At 54.8% G+C, this 14,949-nt stretch carries 14 protein-coding genes; 6 read left to right on the forward strand and 8 right to left on the reverse strand.

Annotation, left to right across the window (positions count from 1 at the left end):
- Positions 1–295: 295 nt before the first annotated feature.
- Entirely contained in the window at positions 296–1,612 is a 1,317-nt protein-coding gene (gene ftsY, locus Q9J32_RS04895) for a signal recognition particle-docking protein FtsY (RefSeq protein WP_373321621.1), read from the reverse strand.
- Between the two features lie 322 nt (positions 1,613–1,934).
- On the opposite strand from ftsY, the gene msrAB reads away from it, so the two are divergent.
- A complete protein-coding gene (gene msrAB, locus Q9J32_RS04900) occupies positions 1,935–3,503 on the forward strand; it encodes a bifunctional peptide-methionine (S)-S-oxide reductase MsrA/peptide-methionine (R)-S-oxide reductase MsrB (RefSeq protein WP_301883309.1) in 1,569 nt (522 codons plus the stop codon).
- 84 nt (positions 3,504–3,587) lie between these two features.
- On the opposite strand, the gene Q9J32_RS04905 is transcribed toward msrAB, so the two are convergent.
- The 3 genes from Q9J32_RS04905 to Q9J32_RS04915 form a co-directional block, all read right to left on the reverse strand.
- On the reverse strand, positions 3,588–4,073 hold the full coding sequence (locus tag Q9J32_RS04905; protein WP_301883312.1) for a CinA family protein: 486 nt from the start codon (positions 4,071–4,073) through the stop codon (positions 3,588–3,590).
- A gap of 25 nt (positions 4,074–4,098) precedes the next feature.
- On the reverse strand, positions 4,099–4,947 hold the full coding sequence (locus tag Q9J32_RS04910; RefSeq protein WP_301883314.1) for a mechanosensitive ion channel family protein: 849 nt from the start codon (positions 4,945–4,947) through the stop codon (positions 4,099–4,101).
- A 94-nt stretch (positions 4,948–5,041) separates the two neighbouring features.
- Positions 5,042–6,043, reverse strand: a complete 1,002-nt coding sequence (locus Q9J32_RS04915; RefSeq protein WP_118793060.1) for a thiamine ABC transporter substrate-binding protein — start codon at positions 6,041–6,043, stop codon at positions 5,042–5,044.
- A gap of 58 nt (positions 6,044–6,101) precedes the next feature.
- Here Q9J32_RS04915 and Q9J32_RS04920 point away from each other — a divergent pair, with 58 nt between their 5' ends.
- The 4 genes from Q9J32_RS04920 to Q9J32_RS04935 all read left to right on the forward strand — a co-directional run bounded on the left by Q9J32_RS04920 (position 6,102) and on the right by Q9J32_RS04935 (position 8,911).
- Positions 6,102–6,782 (forward strand): pyrimidine 5'-nucleotidase, encoded by a 681-nt coding sequence (locus Q9J32_RS04920; RefSeq protein ID WP_301883316.1) that lies wholly within the window; start codon positions 6,102–6,104, stop codon positions 6,780–6,782.
- A gap of 25 nt (positions 6,783–6,807) precedes the next feature.
- Positions 6,808–7,080, forward strand: a complete 273-nt coding sequence (locus Q9J32_RS04925) for a spore cortex protein (protein ID WP_301883318.1) — start codon at positions 6,808–6,810, stop codon at positions 7,078–7,080.
- Positions 7,081–7,134: 54 nt separating this feature from the next.
- Positions 7,135–8,505 carry a bifunctional UDP-N-acetylglucosamine diphosphorylase/glucosamine-1-phosphate N-acetyltransferase GlmU gene (gene glmU / locus Q9J32_RS04930; protein ID WP_301883332.1) on the forward strand — a complete coding sequence of 457 codons (1,371 nt, stop codon included), beginning with the start codon at positions 7,135–7,137 and terminating at the stop codon, positions 8,503–8,505.
- A 76-nt stretch (positions 8,506–8,581) separates the two neighbouring features.
- Positions 8,582–8,911 (forward strand): zinc ribbon domain-containing protein YjdM, encoded by a 330-nt coding sequence (locus Q9J32_RS04935; protein ID WP_301883320.1) that lies wholly within the window; start codon positions 8,582–8,584, stop codon positions 8,909–8,911.
- Positions 8,912–8,980: 69 nt separating this feature from the next.
- On the opposite strand, the gene efeB is transcribed toward Q9J32_RS04935, so the two are convergent.
- The 3 genes from efeB to efeU all read right to left on the reverse strand — a co-directional run bounded on the left by efeB (position 8,981) and on the right by efeU (position 12,391).
- Positions 8,981–10,246, reverse strand: a complete 1,266-nt coding sequence (gene efeB, locus Q9J32_RS04940) for an iron uptake transporter deferrochelatase/peroxidase subunit (protein ID WP_301883321.1) — start codon at positions 10,244–10,246, stop codon at positions 8,981–8,983.
- A gap of 142 nt (positions 10,247–10,388) precedes the next feature.
- Positions 10,389–11,555, reverse strand: coding sequence for an iron uptake system protein EfeO (gene efeO, locus Q9J32_RS04945; RefSeq protein WP_301883323.1), 1,167 nt, complete (start codon positions 11,553–11,555; stop codon positions 10,389–10,391).
- Complete coding sequence (gene efeU, locus Q9J32_RS04950) at positions 11,552–12,391, reverse strand: iron uptake transporter permease EfeU (RefSeq protein WP_301883325.1); 840 nt, start codon at positions 12,389–12,391, stop codon at positions 11,552–11,554. The genes efeO and efeU overlap by 4 nt, the downstream gene beginning before the upstream one ends.
- A 208-nt stretch (positions 12,392–12,599) precedes the next feature.
- On the opposite strand from efeU, the gene mltA reads away from it, so the two are divergent.
- Positions 12,600–13,925, forward strand: coding sequence for a murein transglycosylase A (gene mltA / locus Q9J32_RS04955; RefSeq protein WP_301883328.1), 1,326 nt, complete (start codon positions 12,600–12,602; stop codon positions 13,923–13,925).
- Positions 13,926–14,297: 372 nt separating this feature from the next.
- Here mltA and Q9J32_RS04960 read toward each other — a convergent pair whose 3' ends face one another.
- Positions 14,298–14,819: a hypothetical protein gene (locus Q9J32_RS04960; protein WP_301883330.1), complete on the reverse strand. Its 522-nt coding sequence runs from the start codon at positions 14,817–14,819 to the stop codon at positions 14,298–14,300.
- Positions 14,820–14,949: the final 130 nt, after the last annotated feature.

The following is a 14,949-nucleotide window of genomic DNA, read 5'->3' on the forward strand; positions in this document are numbered from 1 at the left end:
TTGCCCGACGGGGTGAAAAATACAGTTGCTACGGCTTTCTATAAAAATACCTAAACCGTCATTCCTACGAACCTACATTCCGTCATTCCCACGAAAGTGGGAATCTAGGACTCGGGACTGGAGAAACCTTTTTACCCGATAAGTTTCCGTGCTGACAGGTCTGGATTCCCACTTTCGTGGGAATGACGATTTGGAAATTACCCAAAACCCAAAAACAACTGAAACCGAACACACTGGATTCCCGCCTGCGCGGGAATGACGGCATCGGTCTGCCGTTTTCAGACGGCATTTCGGCTCAATCCAGCAGTGCGTCCACAAACGCGCGTGCGTCAAACGGACGCAAATCGTCTATACCCTCGCCCACGCCGATGTAGCGGACGGGAACTGGACGGTCGGAGGCAAGCGCGGCGAGGATGCCGCCTTTTGCCGTGCCGTCGAGTTTGGTAACGATAAGCCCCGTCAGCCCCAATGCGTCGTCAAAGGCTTTGACTTGGTTGACGGCGTTTTGCCCGATGTTGGCATCAAGCACGACGATGATTTCGTGCGGCGCGTCGGGCATGGCTTTTTGCAACACACGCTTCACTTTTTTGATTTCTTCCATCAAGTGAAGCTGCGTGGGCAGGCGGCCGGCGGTGTCGGCAAGCACAATGTCGATGCCGCGCGCTTTGGCGGCTTGGACGGCATCGAAACAGACGGCGGCGGAATCGCCCGTGGTTTGCGAAATGACGGTTACGTTGTTGCGCTCGCCCCAAGCTTGAAGCTGCTCACGCGCGGCGGCACGGAAAGTATCGCCTGCCGCCAGCAATACGGATTTACCCTGCGCTTGGAAATATTTGGCGAGTTTGCCGATAGACGTGGTTTTGCCCGCGCCGTTGATACCGGCAAGCATAATCACGAAAGGCTCTTTGGTTTCGGGCAAGACCAGCGGTTTTTCCAAGGGCTTAATCAGGTCGTACAAGGCTTCTTTCAATGCGCCGTGCAATTCGTTGCCGTCTTTGAGACCTTTGAGGCTGACGCGGTCGCGCACGTCTTTCATCAGGTATTCGGTGGCTTCCATGCCCATATCACCGGTAATCAGCACGGTTTCCAGCTCTTCGTACAAATCCTCGTCGATTTGTCCGCCGCCGAACACGCCCGCCAGCGATTTCGCCATTTTGTCGCGCGATTTGGTCAAACCCTGTTTCAAACGCGCCGCCCAACTGAGCTTGTGTTCTTCAGTTGTCGCAACGGCTTCCGCAACGGTTTCTTGAACTTGCTCGGCAGCTTCGCTGACGGTTTCAACAACGGCTTCTTTTGCGGATTCAAGGTGTTCCGCTGCTTCTTCAGCAGCTTCAACCACTTCAGACGGCATTTCGGCAACGGCTTCTTGAATCTGCTCGGCAGCTCCGCTAACTGCCTCAGCAGCTTCTTCTTTGACTGCTTCAGCCTGTTCTGCCACTTCTTCAGCAGCTTCAGACGGCATTTCGGCGGCGGTTTCTTGAACTTGCTCAACGGTTTCGCTGACGGTTTCAACAACCGCTTCTTTTGCGGATTCAAGGTGTTCCGCTACTTTTTCAGCCGCTTCAGCCTGTTCTGCCACTTCTTCAGCAGCTTCAACCGCTTCAGACGGCATCGCGTCTGCCGCCGTCAGCTCTTCCGCTTTTTCGGCGGTGTTTTCCCAAACCGTTTCAATCATTTGCGAAACAGCGGTTTCGGCGCGTCCTGCGGCTTCGGCGGCGGTTTCCTGAATGCGGGTTTCTCCTTGGGCGGGCGTTTCCTGTTTTTTCTTGCGACGGAAGAAGCTGAACATTGAATTTTCCTTTTAATTTTAGAAACTTGAAATAGGGCGTATTGTAGCGTATTTTACGCGGCAAGGTTGTCTGAAAATCCGGGCTGTAAGGTTTCGGCATCTCAAACGTCTAATCATACAAACCGTCCACACAGGAAACATCAAAATGAAACACCGTACTTTCTTTTCCCTTTGCGCCAAGTTCGGCTGCCTGCTTGCGCTGGGCGCATGTTCGCCCAAAATTGCCGATGCCGAAGCCGCGACCGTGCCGCACACTTTGTCCACATTAAAAACCGCGGACAACCGCCCCGCAGACGTTTATTTGCAAAAAGGCAAACCGACGCTGATTAAATTCTGGGCGAGCTGGTGTCCTTTGTGTTTGTCCGAACTGGGGCAGACCGAAAAATGGGCGCAGGATGCAAAATTCAGCTCCGCCAACCTGATTACCGTCGCCTCCCCGGGCTTTTTGCACGAGAAAAAAGACGGTGACTTCCAAAAATGGTATGCCGGTTTGAACTATCCCAAGCTGCCCGTCGTTACCGACAACGGCGGCACGATCGCCCAAAGCCTGAATATCGGCGTTTACCCCTCGTGGGCGTTAATCGGTAAAGACGGCGACGTGCAGCGCATCGTCAAAGGCAGCATCAACGAAGCGCAGGCATTGGCGTTAATCCGCGACCCGAATGCCGATTTGGGCCGTCTGAAAAATTCGTTCTACAAACCCGACACACAGAAAAAGGATTCAGCAATCATGAATACGCGCACCATTTACCTCGCAGGCGGCTGCTTCTGGGGCTTGGAAGCCTATTTCCAACGCATAGACGGCGTGGTTGACGCGGTATCTGGCTACGCCAACGGCAAAACGAAAAATCCGAGCTACGAAGACGTGTCCTACCGCCATACGGGTCACGCCGAAACCGTCAAAGTTACCTACGATGCCGACAAACTCAGCCTCGACGACATCCTGCAATACTATTTCCGCGTCGTCGATCCGACCAGCCTCAACAAACAAGGCAACGACACCGGCACGCAATACCGCAGCGGCGTGTACTACACCGACCCTGCCGAAAAAGCCGTCATCACCGCCGCCCTCAAACGCGAGCAGCAAAAATACAAACTTCCCCTCGTTGTTGAAAACGAGCCGCTGAAAAACTTCTACGATGCCGAGGAATACCATCAGGACTACCTGATTAAAAACCCCAACGGCTACTGCCACATCGACATCCGCAAAGCCGACGAACCGCTGCCGGGCAAAACCAAAGCCGCCCCGCAAGGCAAAGGTTTCGACGCGGCAACGTATAAAAAACCAAGTGCCGCCGAACTCAAACGCACCCTGACCGAAGAGCAATACCAAGTTACCCAACACAGCGCGACCGAATACGCCTTCAGCCACGAATACGACCATCTGTTCAAACCCGGCATTTATGTGGACGTTGTCAGCGGCGAACCCCTGTTCAGCTCCGCCGACAAATTCGATTCCGGCTGCGGCTGGCCGAGCTTCACGCGCCCGATTGATGCAAAATCCGTTACCGAACACGATGATTTCAGCTTCAATATGCGCCGCACCGAAGTCAGAAGCCGCGCCGCCGATTCGCACTTGGGACACGTCTTCCCCGACGGTCCGCGCGACAAAGGCGGGCTGCGCTACTGCATCAACGGCGCGAGCCTGAAATTCATCCCGCTGGAACAAATGGACGCGGCAGGCTACGGCGCATTGAAAGGCAAAGTGAAATAATCCGCACCGCCGCCTAACCCGACAAAATGCCGTCTGAAACCCGAAACGTTTCAGACGGCATTTTTTATCCGATGGGGATTTTGTTCAGACGGCATCGCCGCCGCTTTCTACCAGCCCCGCCAACTGTTCCAACGCGAAGGCGACCGCCTGCGCGCGGACGGATTCGCGGTTGCCGTCAAAACGGCGCATTGCTTCGCAACTTCCGCCCGGAAAGGCAAACCCGAACCAAACCGTGCCGACAGGTTTGCTTTCGCTGCCGCCGCCCGGACCGGCGATGCCGGAAATACCGACGGCGTAATCCGCCTGCGCCACGGCTTTCGCGCCGCGCGCCATCTCATAGACGGTTTGGCGGCTGACCGCGCCGTGTTCGAGCAGGGTTTCGGGCAACACGCCCAAGCGGTCTTCTTTGGCTTTGTTGCTGTATGTTACAAAACTCTGGTCGAACCATTGCGAACTGCCTGCAACGCTTGTGAATGCGGCGGCAAGCATTCCGCCCGTGCAGGATTCGGCACAGCTTACGGTTTGACGTTTTTTCGTCAGGTTTCGGGCGATGGTGTGCAATGCGTCCATTTCCCACTCCCCTTTCAGACGGCGTTTAAGAATTGATGATGTGTATATCGCGTTGCGGGAACGGGATGTTGATATTGACTTTGCGGAGGTTTTCGACCACTTGTTCGTTCAAGTCGCATTGCAGCGTCCAGCGGTCTGCTTCGTTTGCCCAAGCCCACAGTGTGATTTCGATGGCATTGTCGCACAAGGCGGTGATGTAGGCAGCGGGCTGCCGCTCTTCGTTTTGAATGCTCAGGGGGTGTTCGGCAGCGGCTTTCAACACCGCCTCTTTCGCCACTTTCAAATCGCAGTTGTAATCGACGCCGACAACCACTTGGGCGCGGCACAGCGGCAGTGTGGAACGGTTGACGATGCTGTTGCCCATCACCACGCTGTTGGGCAGCACGACTTCTTCGTTGTCGGTCGTCCGCAAAGAAGTCTGCACCATTTTGATTTCCCGGACAAACCCTTCAAAACCGCCGACGCGGATAAAATCGCCGACTTTGAACGGGCGGAACAGGATAATCAGCGCGCCGGCGGCAAAGTTGGACAGTTGGTCTTTCAGGGACAACGCCACCGCCAAACCCGCGCCGCCGATTAAGGCGGTTACGGATGTTGTGGAAACGCCCAACCGACCCAATGCGGCAATAATCACCAAAATCAATAAGCCGATATTGGCAACATTACACAAAAAACTAATCAGCGTGGCATCGACCTTGGCGCGCGTCATCGCCGCCCTCATTACGGCGACAATGCGTTTCGCCGCCCATTTCCCAATCAGGAAAATAAGCAGCGCGGCGGCAAGGTTCAGCCCGAACGCCCACGCCTTTTCAGCCAGATGCTCCCAGCCGGAAACACTCATCAGGTGTAAAAAATCAAATTGTTTGAAGTCCATTGTTTTTCCTCTCGATCGAACATCCGCCCCGTGCGGCGGAATCGGCACCGGTGTAAAAATGCCGTCTGAAGCCCTACGGGGCGGTATGTTTGTTTTATTTCAAAACCGTCCTGATCCAACGGGAAACCCATCCGCGCTGGTTCGCATCAATATCGCGCTGCGCGGGTGCGGTGGTGTACGTCGGTGCTTGTGCAAAACGGAACACATCGGGCAGGCGCGTGTTTTTGACGGCGGGGTAAACCCACATTTCGGACGGAACCGCCTGCTGCACTTCCCGACTTTGCAGCCATTGCACCAGTTTTGCCGCCAGCTTCGGCTGTTTCGCGCCCTTCAAGACCGCCGCGCCTTCGACCTGACGGAATACGCCGCCTTTCAAAAACAGGTTGCCCGTCGGCGGCTCGCTGTATTTGCCTTTGGAAAAATACACTTCCGCCGCCGGGCTGGCGGCATAGCCGACCACCAGCGGATACGCGCCGCCGTTGTGCGAAAAGTCGGTGTAATACGCCTCGCTCCAGCCTTTGGCGACCTTCACGCCGTTCTGCCGCATCTGTGCCCACCATTTGAACGCACCTTCTTCACCCATCCCGCTGATGTTCGCCATCAGGAAGCCCAAGCCGGGGGACGACGTGGCGGGGGACGGCACGACCAATAGATTTTTATATTCGGGGCGGGTCAAATCCTGCAGGGTTTGCGGCAGGGGCAGCTTTTTGCCTTCAAACCATTTTTTGTCGTAATTGATGGACACATAGCCGTAATCAACCGCCAAAGCCGAAGGCAGCCCGACCGCGACGGGGGCGGATCCGGGTTGCGCCGCCGCCAAAATGCCCATTTCCCGCGCCTTGCCGATATTGGCGTTGTCCAAGCCGTACACCGCATCGGCAATCGGGTTGGCGCGGCTCAAAATCAGTTTGTTGAGCATTTCGTTCGCGCCGCCCGCCTGAATAATCGACACCTTCGCATCGTTTGCCCGCTCGAAGCGCGCAATCAGCCCTTTGGGCAGGCTGAACGACTTATGCACCGCCAGCCTGACTTCCGTCTGCGCCTGCAGGTATGCCGAAACCGCCAGCAGCGGCAGCAGCCAAATTTTCTGTTTCATTCCGAGTCCTCCTCTATTCGCTGTAAAATAACATTCTAACAAATTTTCACGGTTCAAAATGCAAGAAAATCCGACCGTGTGGCTGTTCGACCTCGACAACACGCTGCACGATGCCGACTCAGGCATCTTCACACTCATCAACCGCGCCATGACACGCTATATGGCACGCCGCCTCAAACTATCCGAATCCGCCGCGTCCGACCTGCGTCAAGACTATTGGCACCGCTACGGCGCAACGCTCGCCGGACTGCAAATCCACCACCCCGAAATCGACATTGCGGAATTTTTGCGCGAAAGCCATCCGATCGATGCAATCCTGACCAGGCTGCACGGTATGGCGGATACGGAAAACACCCTATGCCGTCTGAACGGGCGCAAGGCGGTTTTTTCCAACGGCCCGTCGTTTTACGTTCGCGCCGTTGTCGGCGCACTCGGTTTGGAAAACCGTTTCGACGCACTGTTCGGCACGGATGATTTCGGGCTGCTCTACAAACCCAATCCGCAAGCGTATCTCAATGTCTGCCGCCTATTGGACGTACCGCCCGAATGCTGCATTATGGTGGACGACAGCGCGGACAACCTGCATCAGGCAAAAGCATTGGGCATGAAAACCGTCTGGTTCGGCGCAAAAGTGCACAATCTGCCCTTTATCGATGCCTGCGCACGCGATATGGCGCAACTGGCTCGGTATGCAGAAACTTTGTCAGAACACCGCCAAACTCATTACAATACCCTCTAAACCCCGAAAATACGAAAGAAAAGCCATGCGTAAAACCTTCCTTATTCTGATGACTGCCGCCGCCGTACTGTCAGGCTGCTCATGGGAAACCTACCGGAACGAAAACGGCAAAACCGCCGTCCGTCAAAAATATCCTGCCGGTACACCTGTTTATTACCAAGACGGCAGCTACTCGAAAAATATGAACTACAACCAATACCGCCCCGAACGCCATGCCGTGTTGCCCAACCAAACCGGCAACAACGCCGACGAAGAGCATCGCCAACACTGGCAAAAGCCAAAGTTTCAAAACCGATAAACCCAACCTATGCCGTCTGAAGCCGCTTCAGACGGCATTGCACAGGAAAACGCTATGCCGCACAACACTTTAAACATCGTTATCCTCGCCGCAGGTAAAGGCACACGCATGTATTCGCAAAAGCCCAAGGTTTTGCACGAAATCGGCGGCGAAACAATGCTCGGGCGCGTTATCGACACCGCCGCCGCGCTGAATCCGCAAAACATCTGCGTCGTCATCGGCCACGGCAAAGAGCAAGTCTTGGACACCGTCAAACGCGATGTCGTCTGGGTCGAACAAACCGAACAGCTCGGCACCGGCCACGCCGTCAAAACCGCCCTGCCGCACCTGTCTGCCGAAGGCCGCACGCTGGTGTTGTACGGCGACGTCCCCCTGATTGACGCAGCCACCCTCGAAACCCTGCTCGAAGCCGCAGGCGACGAAGTCGGCCTGTTGACCGACGTGCCCGACGACCCGGCAGGCTTGGGGCGCATCATCCGCGACAGCAACGGCAGCGTAACCGCCATCGTCGAAGAAAAAGACGCAAGTGTCGCCCAAAAAGCCGTGAAAGAAATCAATACCGGCATTTTGGTTCTGCCCAATGCCAAACTCGAAACTTGGTTGAACAGCCTTTCCAGCAACAATGCCCAAGGCGAATACTACCTGACCGACCTCATCGCCAAAGCCGTTGCCGACGGTATTAAAGTTCATCCCGTCCAAGTCCGCGCCTCCCACCTCGCCGCCGGCGTGAACAACAAACGCCAGCTCGCCGAACTCGAACGCATCTTCCAAACCGGACAGGCGCAAGAATTGCTCAAAGCAGGCGTAACCCTGCGTGATCCGGCACGTTTCGATTTACGCGGCCGTCTGAAACACGGACAAGATGTCGTGATTGACGTCAACGTCGTCATCGAAGGCGACGTCGAACTCGGCGACAACGTCGAAATCGGTGCCCACTGCGTGATCAAAAACGCCAAAATCGGTGCCAACACCAAAATCGCCCCATTCTCCCATTTTGAAGGTTGCGAAGTCGGCGAAAACAACCGAATCGGCCCCTACGCCCGCCTGCGTCCGCAAGCCCGCCTTTCAGACGACGTACACATCGGCAACTTCGTCGAAGTCAAAAACGCCGCCATCGGCAACGGCACCAAAGCCAACCACCTCACCTACATCGGCGATGCCGAAGTCGGCAGCAAAACCAACTTCGGCGCAGGTACGATTATTGCCAACTACGACGGCGTGCACAAACACAAAACCGTCATCGGCGACGAAGTGCGCATCGGTTCAAACTGCGTACTGGTTGCCCCTGTCACACTGGGCAACAAAGTAACCACAGGTGCAGGCAGCGCGATTACCCGCAACGTCGAAGACGGCAAACTCGCCCTCGCCCGCGCCCGCCAAACCGTCATCGAAGGCTGGGTAAGGCCGGAAAAAGACAAACAATAAAGCCATGCCGTCTGAAACCGGTTTCAGGTTTCAGACAGCATCAAACCCCTCCGATATCAGATAAGGACGGCAAACCATGTCATTACCCCCATGCCCGCAATGCGCCTCCGAATACACCTATGAAGACGGCGGACAATACATCTGCCCCGAATGCACCCACGAATGGAATGAAACCGAATCCGCCGCCGACCTTGCGGCTCAAGTGCTCGATGCCAACGGCGCGGCGCTGCAAAACGGCGACACCGTCATCCTCATCAAAGACCTCAAGGTAAAAGGCAGCTCGATGGTGATCAAACAAGGTACGAAAGTCAAAGGCATACGCCTGCAGGAAGGCGATCACAACATCGGCTGCAAAATCGACGGCAGCGCGATGAATTTAAAATCCGAATTCGTCAAAAAAGCCTGACCGCCCAAACAGTAAAATGCCGTCTGAACCCCTTGTCGGATTCAGACGGCATTTATCCGTCAGGCAAGTTTATACGCCCAGCAGCCCTTGCCCCAAGAAGCCGCCTTTTTCCACGCCGGGCAAGACGAAGAAATAGCCGCCGCCGAAGGGGCTGATGTATTCCTCCAGCGGTTCGCCGTTAAGGAGGTTTTGCACGAAGATGAATCCGTCGGCAAGGTTTGCCTGATAGCAGATGAACACCAGCCCGACATCAAGCTGTCCGCTTGAGGCGAGTCCGCGCGAATAGTTGTAGGCGCGGCGGAAGAGGCGGTGTTTTTTGAGGAATTCGGGATCGCGCGGATTCGCCAGGCGCATATGGCTGTCTTTGGGCGTGGTATTACCCTCGGGGTCTTTGGCAAAATCCGGTTGGTCGGCTTCTTTTTTGCCGTCCATCGGCGCGCCGCTGTATTTGCGCCGCCCGAAAATGTCGGTTTGCTCTTGAAGCGGCGTCCTGTCCCAAAACTCGACAAAGTGGCGGATAAGGCGGACTGCCTGATAGCTGCCGTTTTTCGCCCACTCCGGTTCGTCAAGGCTGTTGGCGGCCACACCCGTCCACAAAACCTCGTCGGCGGTTTTAGGATCGGAAACCTTGGGGTTGCCCGTGCCGTCGCGGAAGCCCAACAGGTTGCGCGCCGCCATTGCGCCGGGTTCGGATTTAGGCTGCCATCCGTCGATACTCCAGCGGATAACGGCGGTTTGGGCGGTGTGTTTGATGATGTCGCGCAGGGCAGCTTGGCAGGTTTCGGGGGTAAAGGCGCAGATTTGCAGGCTCAAATCGCCGTCGCACCAGCTTTTTTGCAGCTTATCGTTGGAGAAGTCGCGCATTTCCTGCAAATGAACCGGTTTTTTGTCTTTGAGTCCGAATCGGCCGTCAAACAGGCTGCTGCCCACCCCCACGGTAACGGTCAATCCGTCTGGGTTGAAGGCTTTGCCCAAAATGCCGCTGCCGGCGGGCGGAAGTTTGTCGTCGCCGTCTTGGTATTCGCCGCCTTGGGTGAGAAACTCGATGCGGGCGGTCAGCGTGCGGAACAGATTTTCCAGCTGCTTGGCACTTTGCGCGGTTACGTCGAAGGCGCACATAATCGAAAATGCCTGCTGCGGCGTAACGATGCCTGCCTGATGTTCGCCGTAGCAGGGATAAGCTTGGGGCGAATGTTGGCTTTCGGCGGTGCGTTCGGCGATTTTGCCCTGTTTTTTACCGCCGAGATAACCTCCGATTGCGCCGACTGCTCCGGCTGCGATCGCAGTTTTAAAGAGAGTGCGCCTGGTCGGTTGTGTCGGGTTGTTCGTACTCATGTTTTATCCTTTGTTTAAACTCTGTATCCGATACGGCGGAACGCGGGGAACGGAAACCTCCGCCTTTTTCAATACCTTTCCGGTTTTGCAGATAAAATTTCAGACGGCATCTGTCGCCAAATGCCGTCTGAACGCTTGCGGCTTATTTCAAGCCGAGTATGCCGCGAAGTTGGGCAAGGTCTTCGGCAAGCGCGTTGACGGGTGCCTGTAACGCTTTGCGGTCTGCCTCGCTCAGCTTGTCGTAGGTTTCAAAACCGTCTTTAGTTCGGTATTTCGCCAGAATTTCGTTGACCTGTTTGAAGTTGGTATCGGTTTTTTCCAACAAGGCTTTGTTTTTGGCCTCAATCAGCGGACGGAACAAATCGACGATTTTTTTAGATCCATCCACATTGGCTTGGAAGTCGCTCAAATCGGTGTGGCTGTACCGGTCTTCTTCGCCGCTGATTTTACTGCCCGCCACTTCTTCAATCAGTTCGGACGCGCCGCCGACCACTTTGCCCGGAGGGAACGCCAATGCGTCGATTTCTTTTTGCAGGGCTTCGACATCGGTCATCAGTTTGGCTGCGGTTTCCTTCACACCGGACACGTCTTTTTCTACCCAAAGGGCGTGTTCGATACGGTGGAAGCCGGTAAATCCGGCATCTTTCGCACCGTCTTTGAAGTCGTCTTCACGCGCATCGATGACGGGGTCGAGTTCGCTGAAAAGCTCAGCAATCGGTTCGATGCGTTCGTAGTGGACGCGGGTGGCGGCAAACAGGGATTTCGCCTTTTCAATGTCGCCTGCTTTGACGGCTTCGGTAAAGGTTTTGGTTTTCGCCACCAGCTCTTTAACCTCGCCTTGAACGTAGGCTTTATAGTCGGCGAGCGGTTGGGACAGTTTTTCCAAATCCGCTTCATTGGCGGTGTCTTTAAAGCCGCTGTCGGTAACCACCAGCTTGCCGCGCGGATTGGTCAAAAGGCCGCAAGTCATTTCGTATTCGCCCGGCAACAGGGTTACGGTCATTTTGTCGGAAAGTCCGGGGGCGATGTTTTCGCGCTCGTCCACCACCATCACACCTTTCAGGATTTCCCATTCGAGCTTGCGGCCGCTGTTGTTTTTAATATTGAACACAACCTGTCCGCTCGGTACGGTCAGCTCCATTGGTTCGCAAGCGTTGTCGTTGACGGCGATACTGACCGAACCGCCCTCGTTGGCGGCTTGCGCCTCACCGGACGCTGCCGGCGCAGCTTTCTCTGCCTCCGGCGGCTGGCATGCGGTCAAACCTAAGGCAAGCATAACGGACAATGCGGTCAAATTGAGTTTTCTCATTTCAGTTCCTCTTTACGGGTTAAAGTTTCAGACGGCCTGCTGCCGCGTAAAAACCAAGTCATGACGGGAATAAGGTACAGCAGCCAAACCAAGGCCTCGCCCTGCGTCGGATGGTCGGTATAACCGAAAAATCCGCCGAGCAGCACACCTAACGGACTGTCTTCGTGCAAATATTTTGATGAGTCGAACACAATGTCCTGAAGCGAGTTCCAAATACCTGCTTCGTGCAGAGCGCGCAGCGAACCGGCAAGCAGGCCGGCGGCAACAACAATCAGAAACGCCCCCGTCCAACGGAAAAACTTCGCCAAATTCAGGCGCATCCCGCCCTGATAAATCAACGCTCCGATAACGGCGGCAGCCAAAACCCCCGCTACCGCGCCGGCCGGCATCTGCCACGTCGGGCTCTGTTTGAATACGGCAAGCAGGAAAAAAACACTCTCCAGACCTTCGCGCGCCACAGCAAGAAACGCCATACCGACCAAGGCCCATCCTTGGCCGCTGCCACGGTTCAAAGCCGCCTGCACAGAATCCTGAAGCTGCTGCTTCATCGAACGCGCCGCCTTTTTCATCCATAAAATCATATAAGTCAGCATCGCGACAGCAACCAAACCGATAATGCCGACGACGAACTCCTGCTGCTTCTGGGGAATCTCGCCCGTTGCCGAATGGATGCCGTATCCGATGCCCAAACACATCAAAGAAGCAAGAACAACCCCGAACCAGACCTTAGGCATCAGCTTGGAATGTCCGGACTGCTTCAAAAAACCTGCAACGATACCGACGATGAGTGCAGCTTCGATACCCTCGCGCAACATAATTAGAAAAGCAACCAGCATAAGTATCAGTTTATAAGTAAATGGACGGTATATTATCAGGACATTTATATGACTTGTAAATAAGAATACAAACTATTTTGCCCTATTTTTTTCAAACTACCCCACCGTCGGAAAACTTCAGGGCTGTGTTAAAATCTCCTTTTTCAAACCTTTAAAAAATCAGTCTCTTGAAAATCCGATTCAAGGATTTCAACGGTATTGCCCCATTATGAAAAAACACCTGTTTCAAACGGCGCTGTTCGGCATAGTTGCCGCCATTCTTGCCGCCTGTCAAAGCAAAAGCATCCAAACCCTCCCGATTCCCGATACATCCGTTATTCAAGGCCCCGACCGCCCTGCGGGTACCCCTTTTCCCGCCGGTACGGCAGTTTCGGGCGGAGGGGCGGTTTACACGGCGGTTCCTCACGACAGCCTGCCGCACTGGAGCGCGCAAAACTTTACCCAGAGCCTGCAGTCTTTCAGGCTTGGCTGCTCAAATTTGAAAAACCGCCAAGGCTGGCAGGATGTGTGTGCCCAAGCCTTTCAAACCCCCGTGCAACATTTGCCGGCAAAATACTTTTTTGAACGCTATTTCACCCCTTGGCAGGTTGCAGGCAACGGAAGCCTTGCCGGCACGGTTACCGGCTATTACGAACCGGTACTGCAAGGAGATGACAGGCGGACGGCCCAAGCCCGCTTCCCTATTTACGGCATTCCCAATGATTTTATTTCCGTCCCGCTGCCTGCAGGTTTGAGGAGCGGAAAAAACCTTGTCCGCATCAGGCAGACGGGAAAAAACAGCGGCACAATCGACAATACCGGCGGCACACATACCGCCGACCTCTCCCAATTCCCCATCACCGCGCGCACAACGGCAATCAAGGGCAGGTTTGAAGGAAGCCGCTTCCTCCCTTACCACACGCGCAACCAAATCAACGGCGGCGCGCTTGATGGCAAAGCCCCCATCCTCGGCTATGCCGAAGACCCCGTCGAACTTTTTTTCATGCACATACAAGGCTCAGGCCGTCTGAAAACTCCGTCTGGCAAATACATCCGCATCGGCTATGCCGACAAAAACGAGCATCCCTATGTTTCCATCGGAAAATACATGGCGGATAAGGGTTACCTCAAACTCGGGCAAACCTCCATGCAGGGCATTAAATCTTATATGCGGCAAAACCCGCAACGCCTCGCCGAAGTTTTGGGGCAGAACCCCAGCTATGTCTTTTTCCGCGAGCTTGCCGGAAGCAGCAATGACGGCCCCGTCGGCGCACTGGGCACTCCGTTGATGGGGGAATATGCCGGCGCAGTCGACCGGCACTACATTACCTTGGGCGCGCCCTTATTTGTCGCTACCGCCCACCCGATTACCCGCAAAGCCCTCAACCGCCTGATTATGGCGCAGGATACCGGCAGCGCGATTAAAGGCGCGGTGCGCGTGGATTATTTCTGGGGTTACGGCGACGAAGCAGGGGAACTTGCCGGAAAACAGAAAACCACGGGGTACGTCTGGCAGCTTCTACCCAACGGCATGAAGCCCGAATACCGGCCGTAAACCGGCAAAACAATGCCGTCTGAAGCCCATCACGGCCAATCGGGCGCATTAAGGTGAGGTTTTGAGATACCGCAGGCACAAGTCGGCCGGTCGGACAAAACGCCTTTTTTATAGTGGATTAACAAAACCAGTACGGCGTTGCCTCGCCTTGCCGTACTATTCGGCTTCGTCGCCTTGTCCTGATTTTTGTTAATCCACTATATTTGGCGGAATGGATTTCCGCCCGAACGGAAATACCCCTTGCAAATGGTCGGAATCAAACGGGTATTCAAACGCGTCCGAACAAAAAAAAGCGGACATTCCCGCCCGCCCGTACCGGTACGGAAACCGCACATCCGATTCGGACGGCGGCATCCTCCCGGTTGTCCTCTGCTAAAGCAACAATGCCGAGGGTCTGCCGTTGCATTTGATTTCTTTTTCCAATTCGTCAAACTCGGCTTCAAACCGCCGTTTCAATTGTTCGATCGCCGCCTGACGCTGCTGATACGTTTGGTTTGACGGCAACGCCTTTCGTGCGTCGAGGTATGCCTGTATCGTTTGTCCGCACTTTTTCTGATGGACGATGATTTTGTCCTTCATCGCCGCATCGGTTTTCACATACTGCCTGCGTTCAACATACAGCTCTTTCCCGTCGTCGGAAAGTTTGATCGGGATTTCCCCTATCCCTGTGTTTATCGAAAGCGCGCCGTCTTTTTCAGACAAAAGCAAAGACTCTTCCTCGCCTGTAACCACGTGGATTTTATTAAGGAAATAATTGCCTTTTTCTTTTTTGATGGCAATCATACCCTCTTTTTTGTCCGACTTTTCGCGCCAATAACCCTCGTAACCGCCGGCATCCTTACCGCAGCCCGCCAACACCGCCGCCACGCCGACGGCCAAAAGCATTTGTTTCATTTCCATACTCCGTTAATATTAAGACCTGGCGAGTATATTGTTTTTTTTTTTCAGCTTGTCAATATTGATTTGCAAAAACTATAAACCGACGGCAGGTAATGCCGTCTGAACACCCATCCCAGATAAACAG

The organism is Neisseria uirgultaei (assembly GCF_962719845.1).
In the GTDB taxonomy this organism is placed as follows: Bacteria; Pseudomonadota; Gammaproteobacteria; order Burkholderiales; family Neisseriaceae; genus Neisseria; species Neisseria bergeri.

What these genes read in the sequence shown, in the direction of transcription:
- ftsY (WP_373321621.1), bottom strand. Translation starts at nt 1,612, where the DNA reads ATGCCGTCTGAAGCGGTTGAAGCTGCTGAAGAAGTGGCAGAACAGGCT.
- msrAB (WP_301883309.1), top strand. Translation starts at nt 1,935, where the DNA reads ATGAAACACCGTACTTTCTTTTCCCTTTGCGCCAAGTTCGGCTGCCTG.
- Q9J32_RS04905 (WP_301883312.1), bottom strand. Translation starts at nt 4,073, where the DNA reads ATGGACGCATTGCACACCATCGCCCGAAACCTGACGAAAAAACGTCAA.
- Q9J32_RS04910 (WP_301883314.1), bottom strand. Translation starts at nt 4,947, where the DNA reads ATGGACTTCAAACAATTTGATTTTTTACACCTGATGAGTGTTTCCGGC.
- Q9J32_RS04915 (WP_118793060.1), bottom strand. Translation starts at nt 6,043, where the DNA reads ATGAAACAGAAAATTTGGCTGCTGCCGCTGCTGGCGGTTTCGGCATAC.
- Q9J32_RS04920 (WP_301883316.1), top strand. Translation starts at nt 6,102, where the DNA reads ATGCAAGAAAATCCGACCGTGTGGCTGTTCGACCTCGACAACACGCTG.
- Q9J32_RS04925 (WP_301883318.1), top strand. Translation starts at nt 6,808, where the DNA reads ATGCGTAAAACCTTCCTTATTCTGATGACTGCCGCCGCCGTACTGTCA.
- glmU (WP_301883332.1), top strand. Translation starts at nt 7,135, where the DNA reads ATGCCGCACAACACTTTAAACATCGTTATCCTCGCCGCAGGTAAAGGC.
- Q9J32_RS04935 (WP_301883320.1), top strand. Translation starts at nt 8,582, where the DNA reads ATGTCATTACCCCCATGCCCGCAATGCGCCTCCGAATACACCTATGAA.
- efeB (WP_301883321.1), bottom strand. Translation starts at nt 10,246, where the DNA reads ATGAGTACGAACAACCCGACACAACCGACCAGGCGCACTCTCTTTAAA.
- efeO (WP_301883323.1), bottom strand. Translation starts at nt 11,555, where the DNA reads ATGAGAAAACTCAATTTGACCGCATTGTCCGTTATGCTTGCCTTAGGT.
- efeU (WP_301883325.1), bottom strand. Translation starts at nt 12,391, where the DNA reads ATGCTGGTTGCTTTTCTAATTATGTTGCGCGAGGGTATCGAAGCTGCA.
- mltA (WP_301883328.1), top strand. Translation starts at nt 12,600, where the DNA reads ATGAAAAAACACCTGTTTCAAACGGCGCTGTTCGGCATAGTTGCCGCC.
- Q9J32_RS04960 (WP_301883330.1), bottom strand. Translation starts at nt 14,819, where the DNA reads ATGAAACAAATGCTTTTGGCCGTCGGCGTGGCGGCGGTGTTGGCGGGC.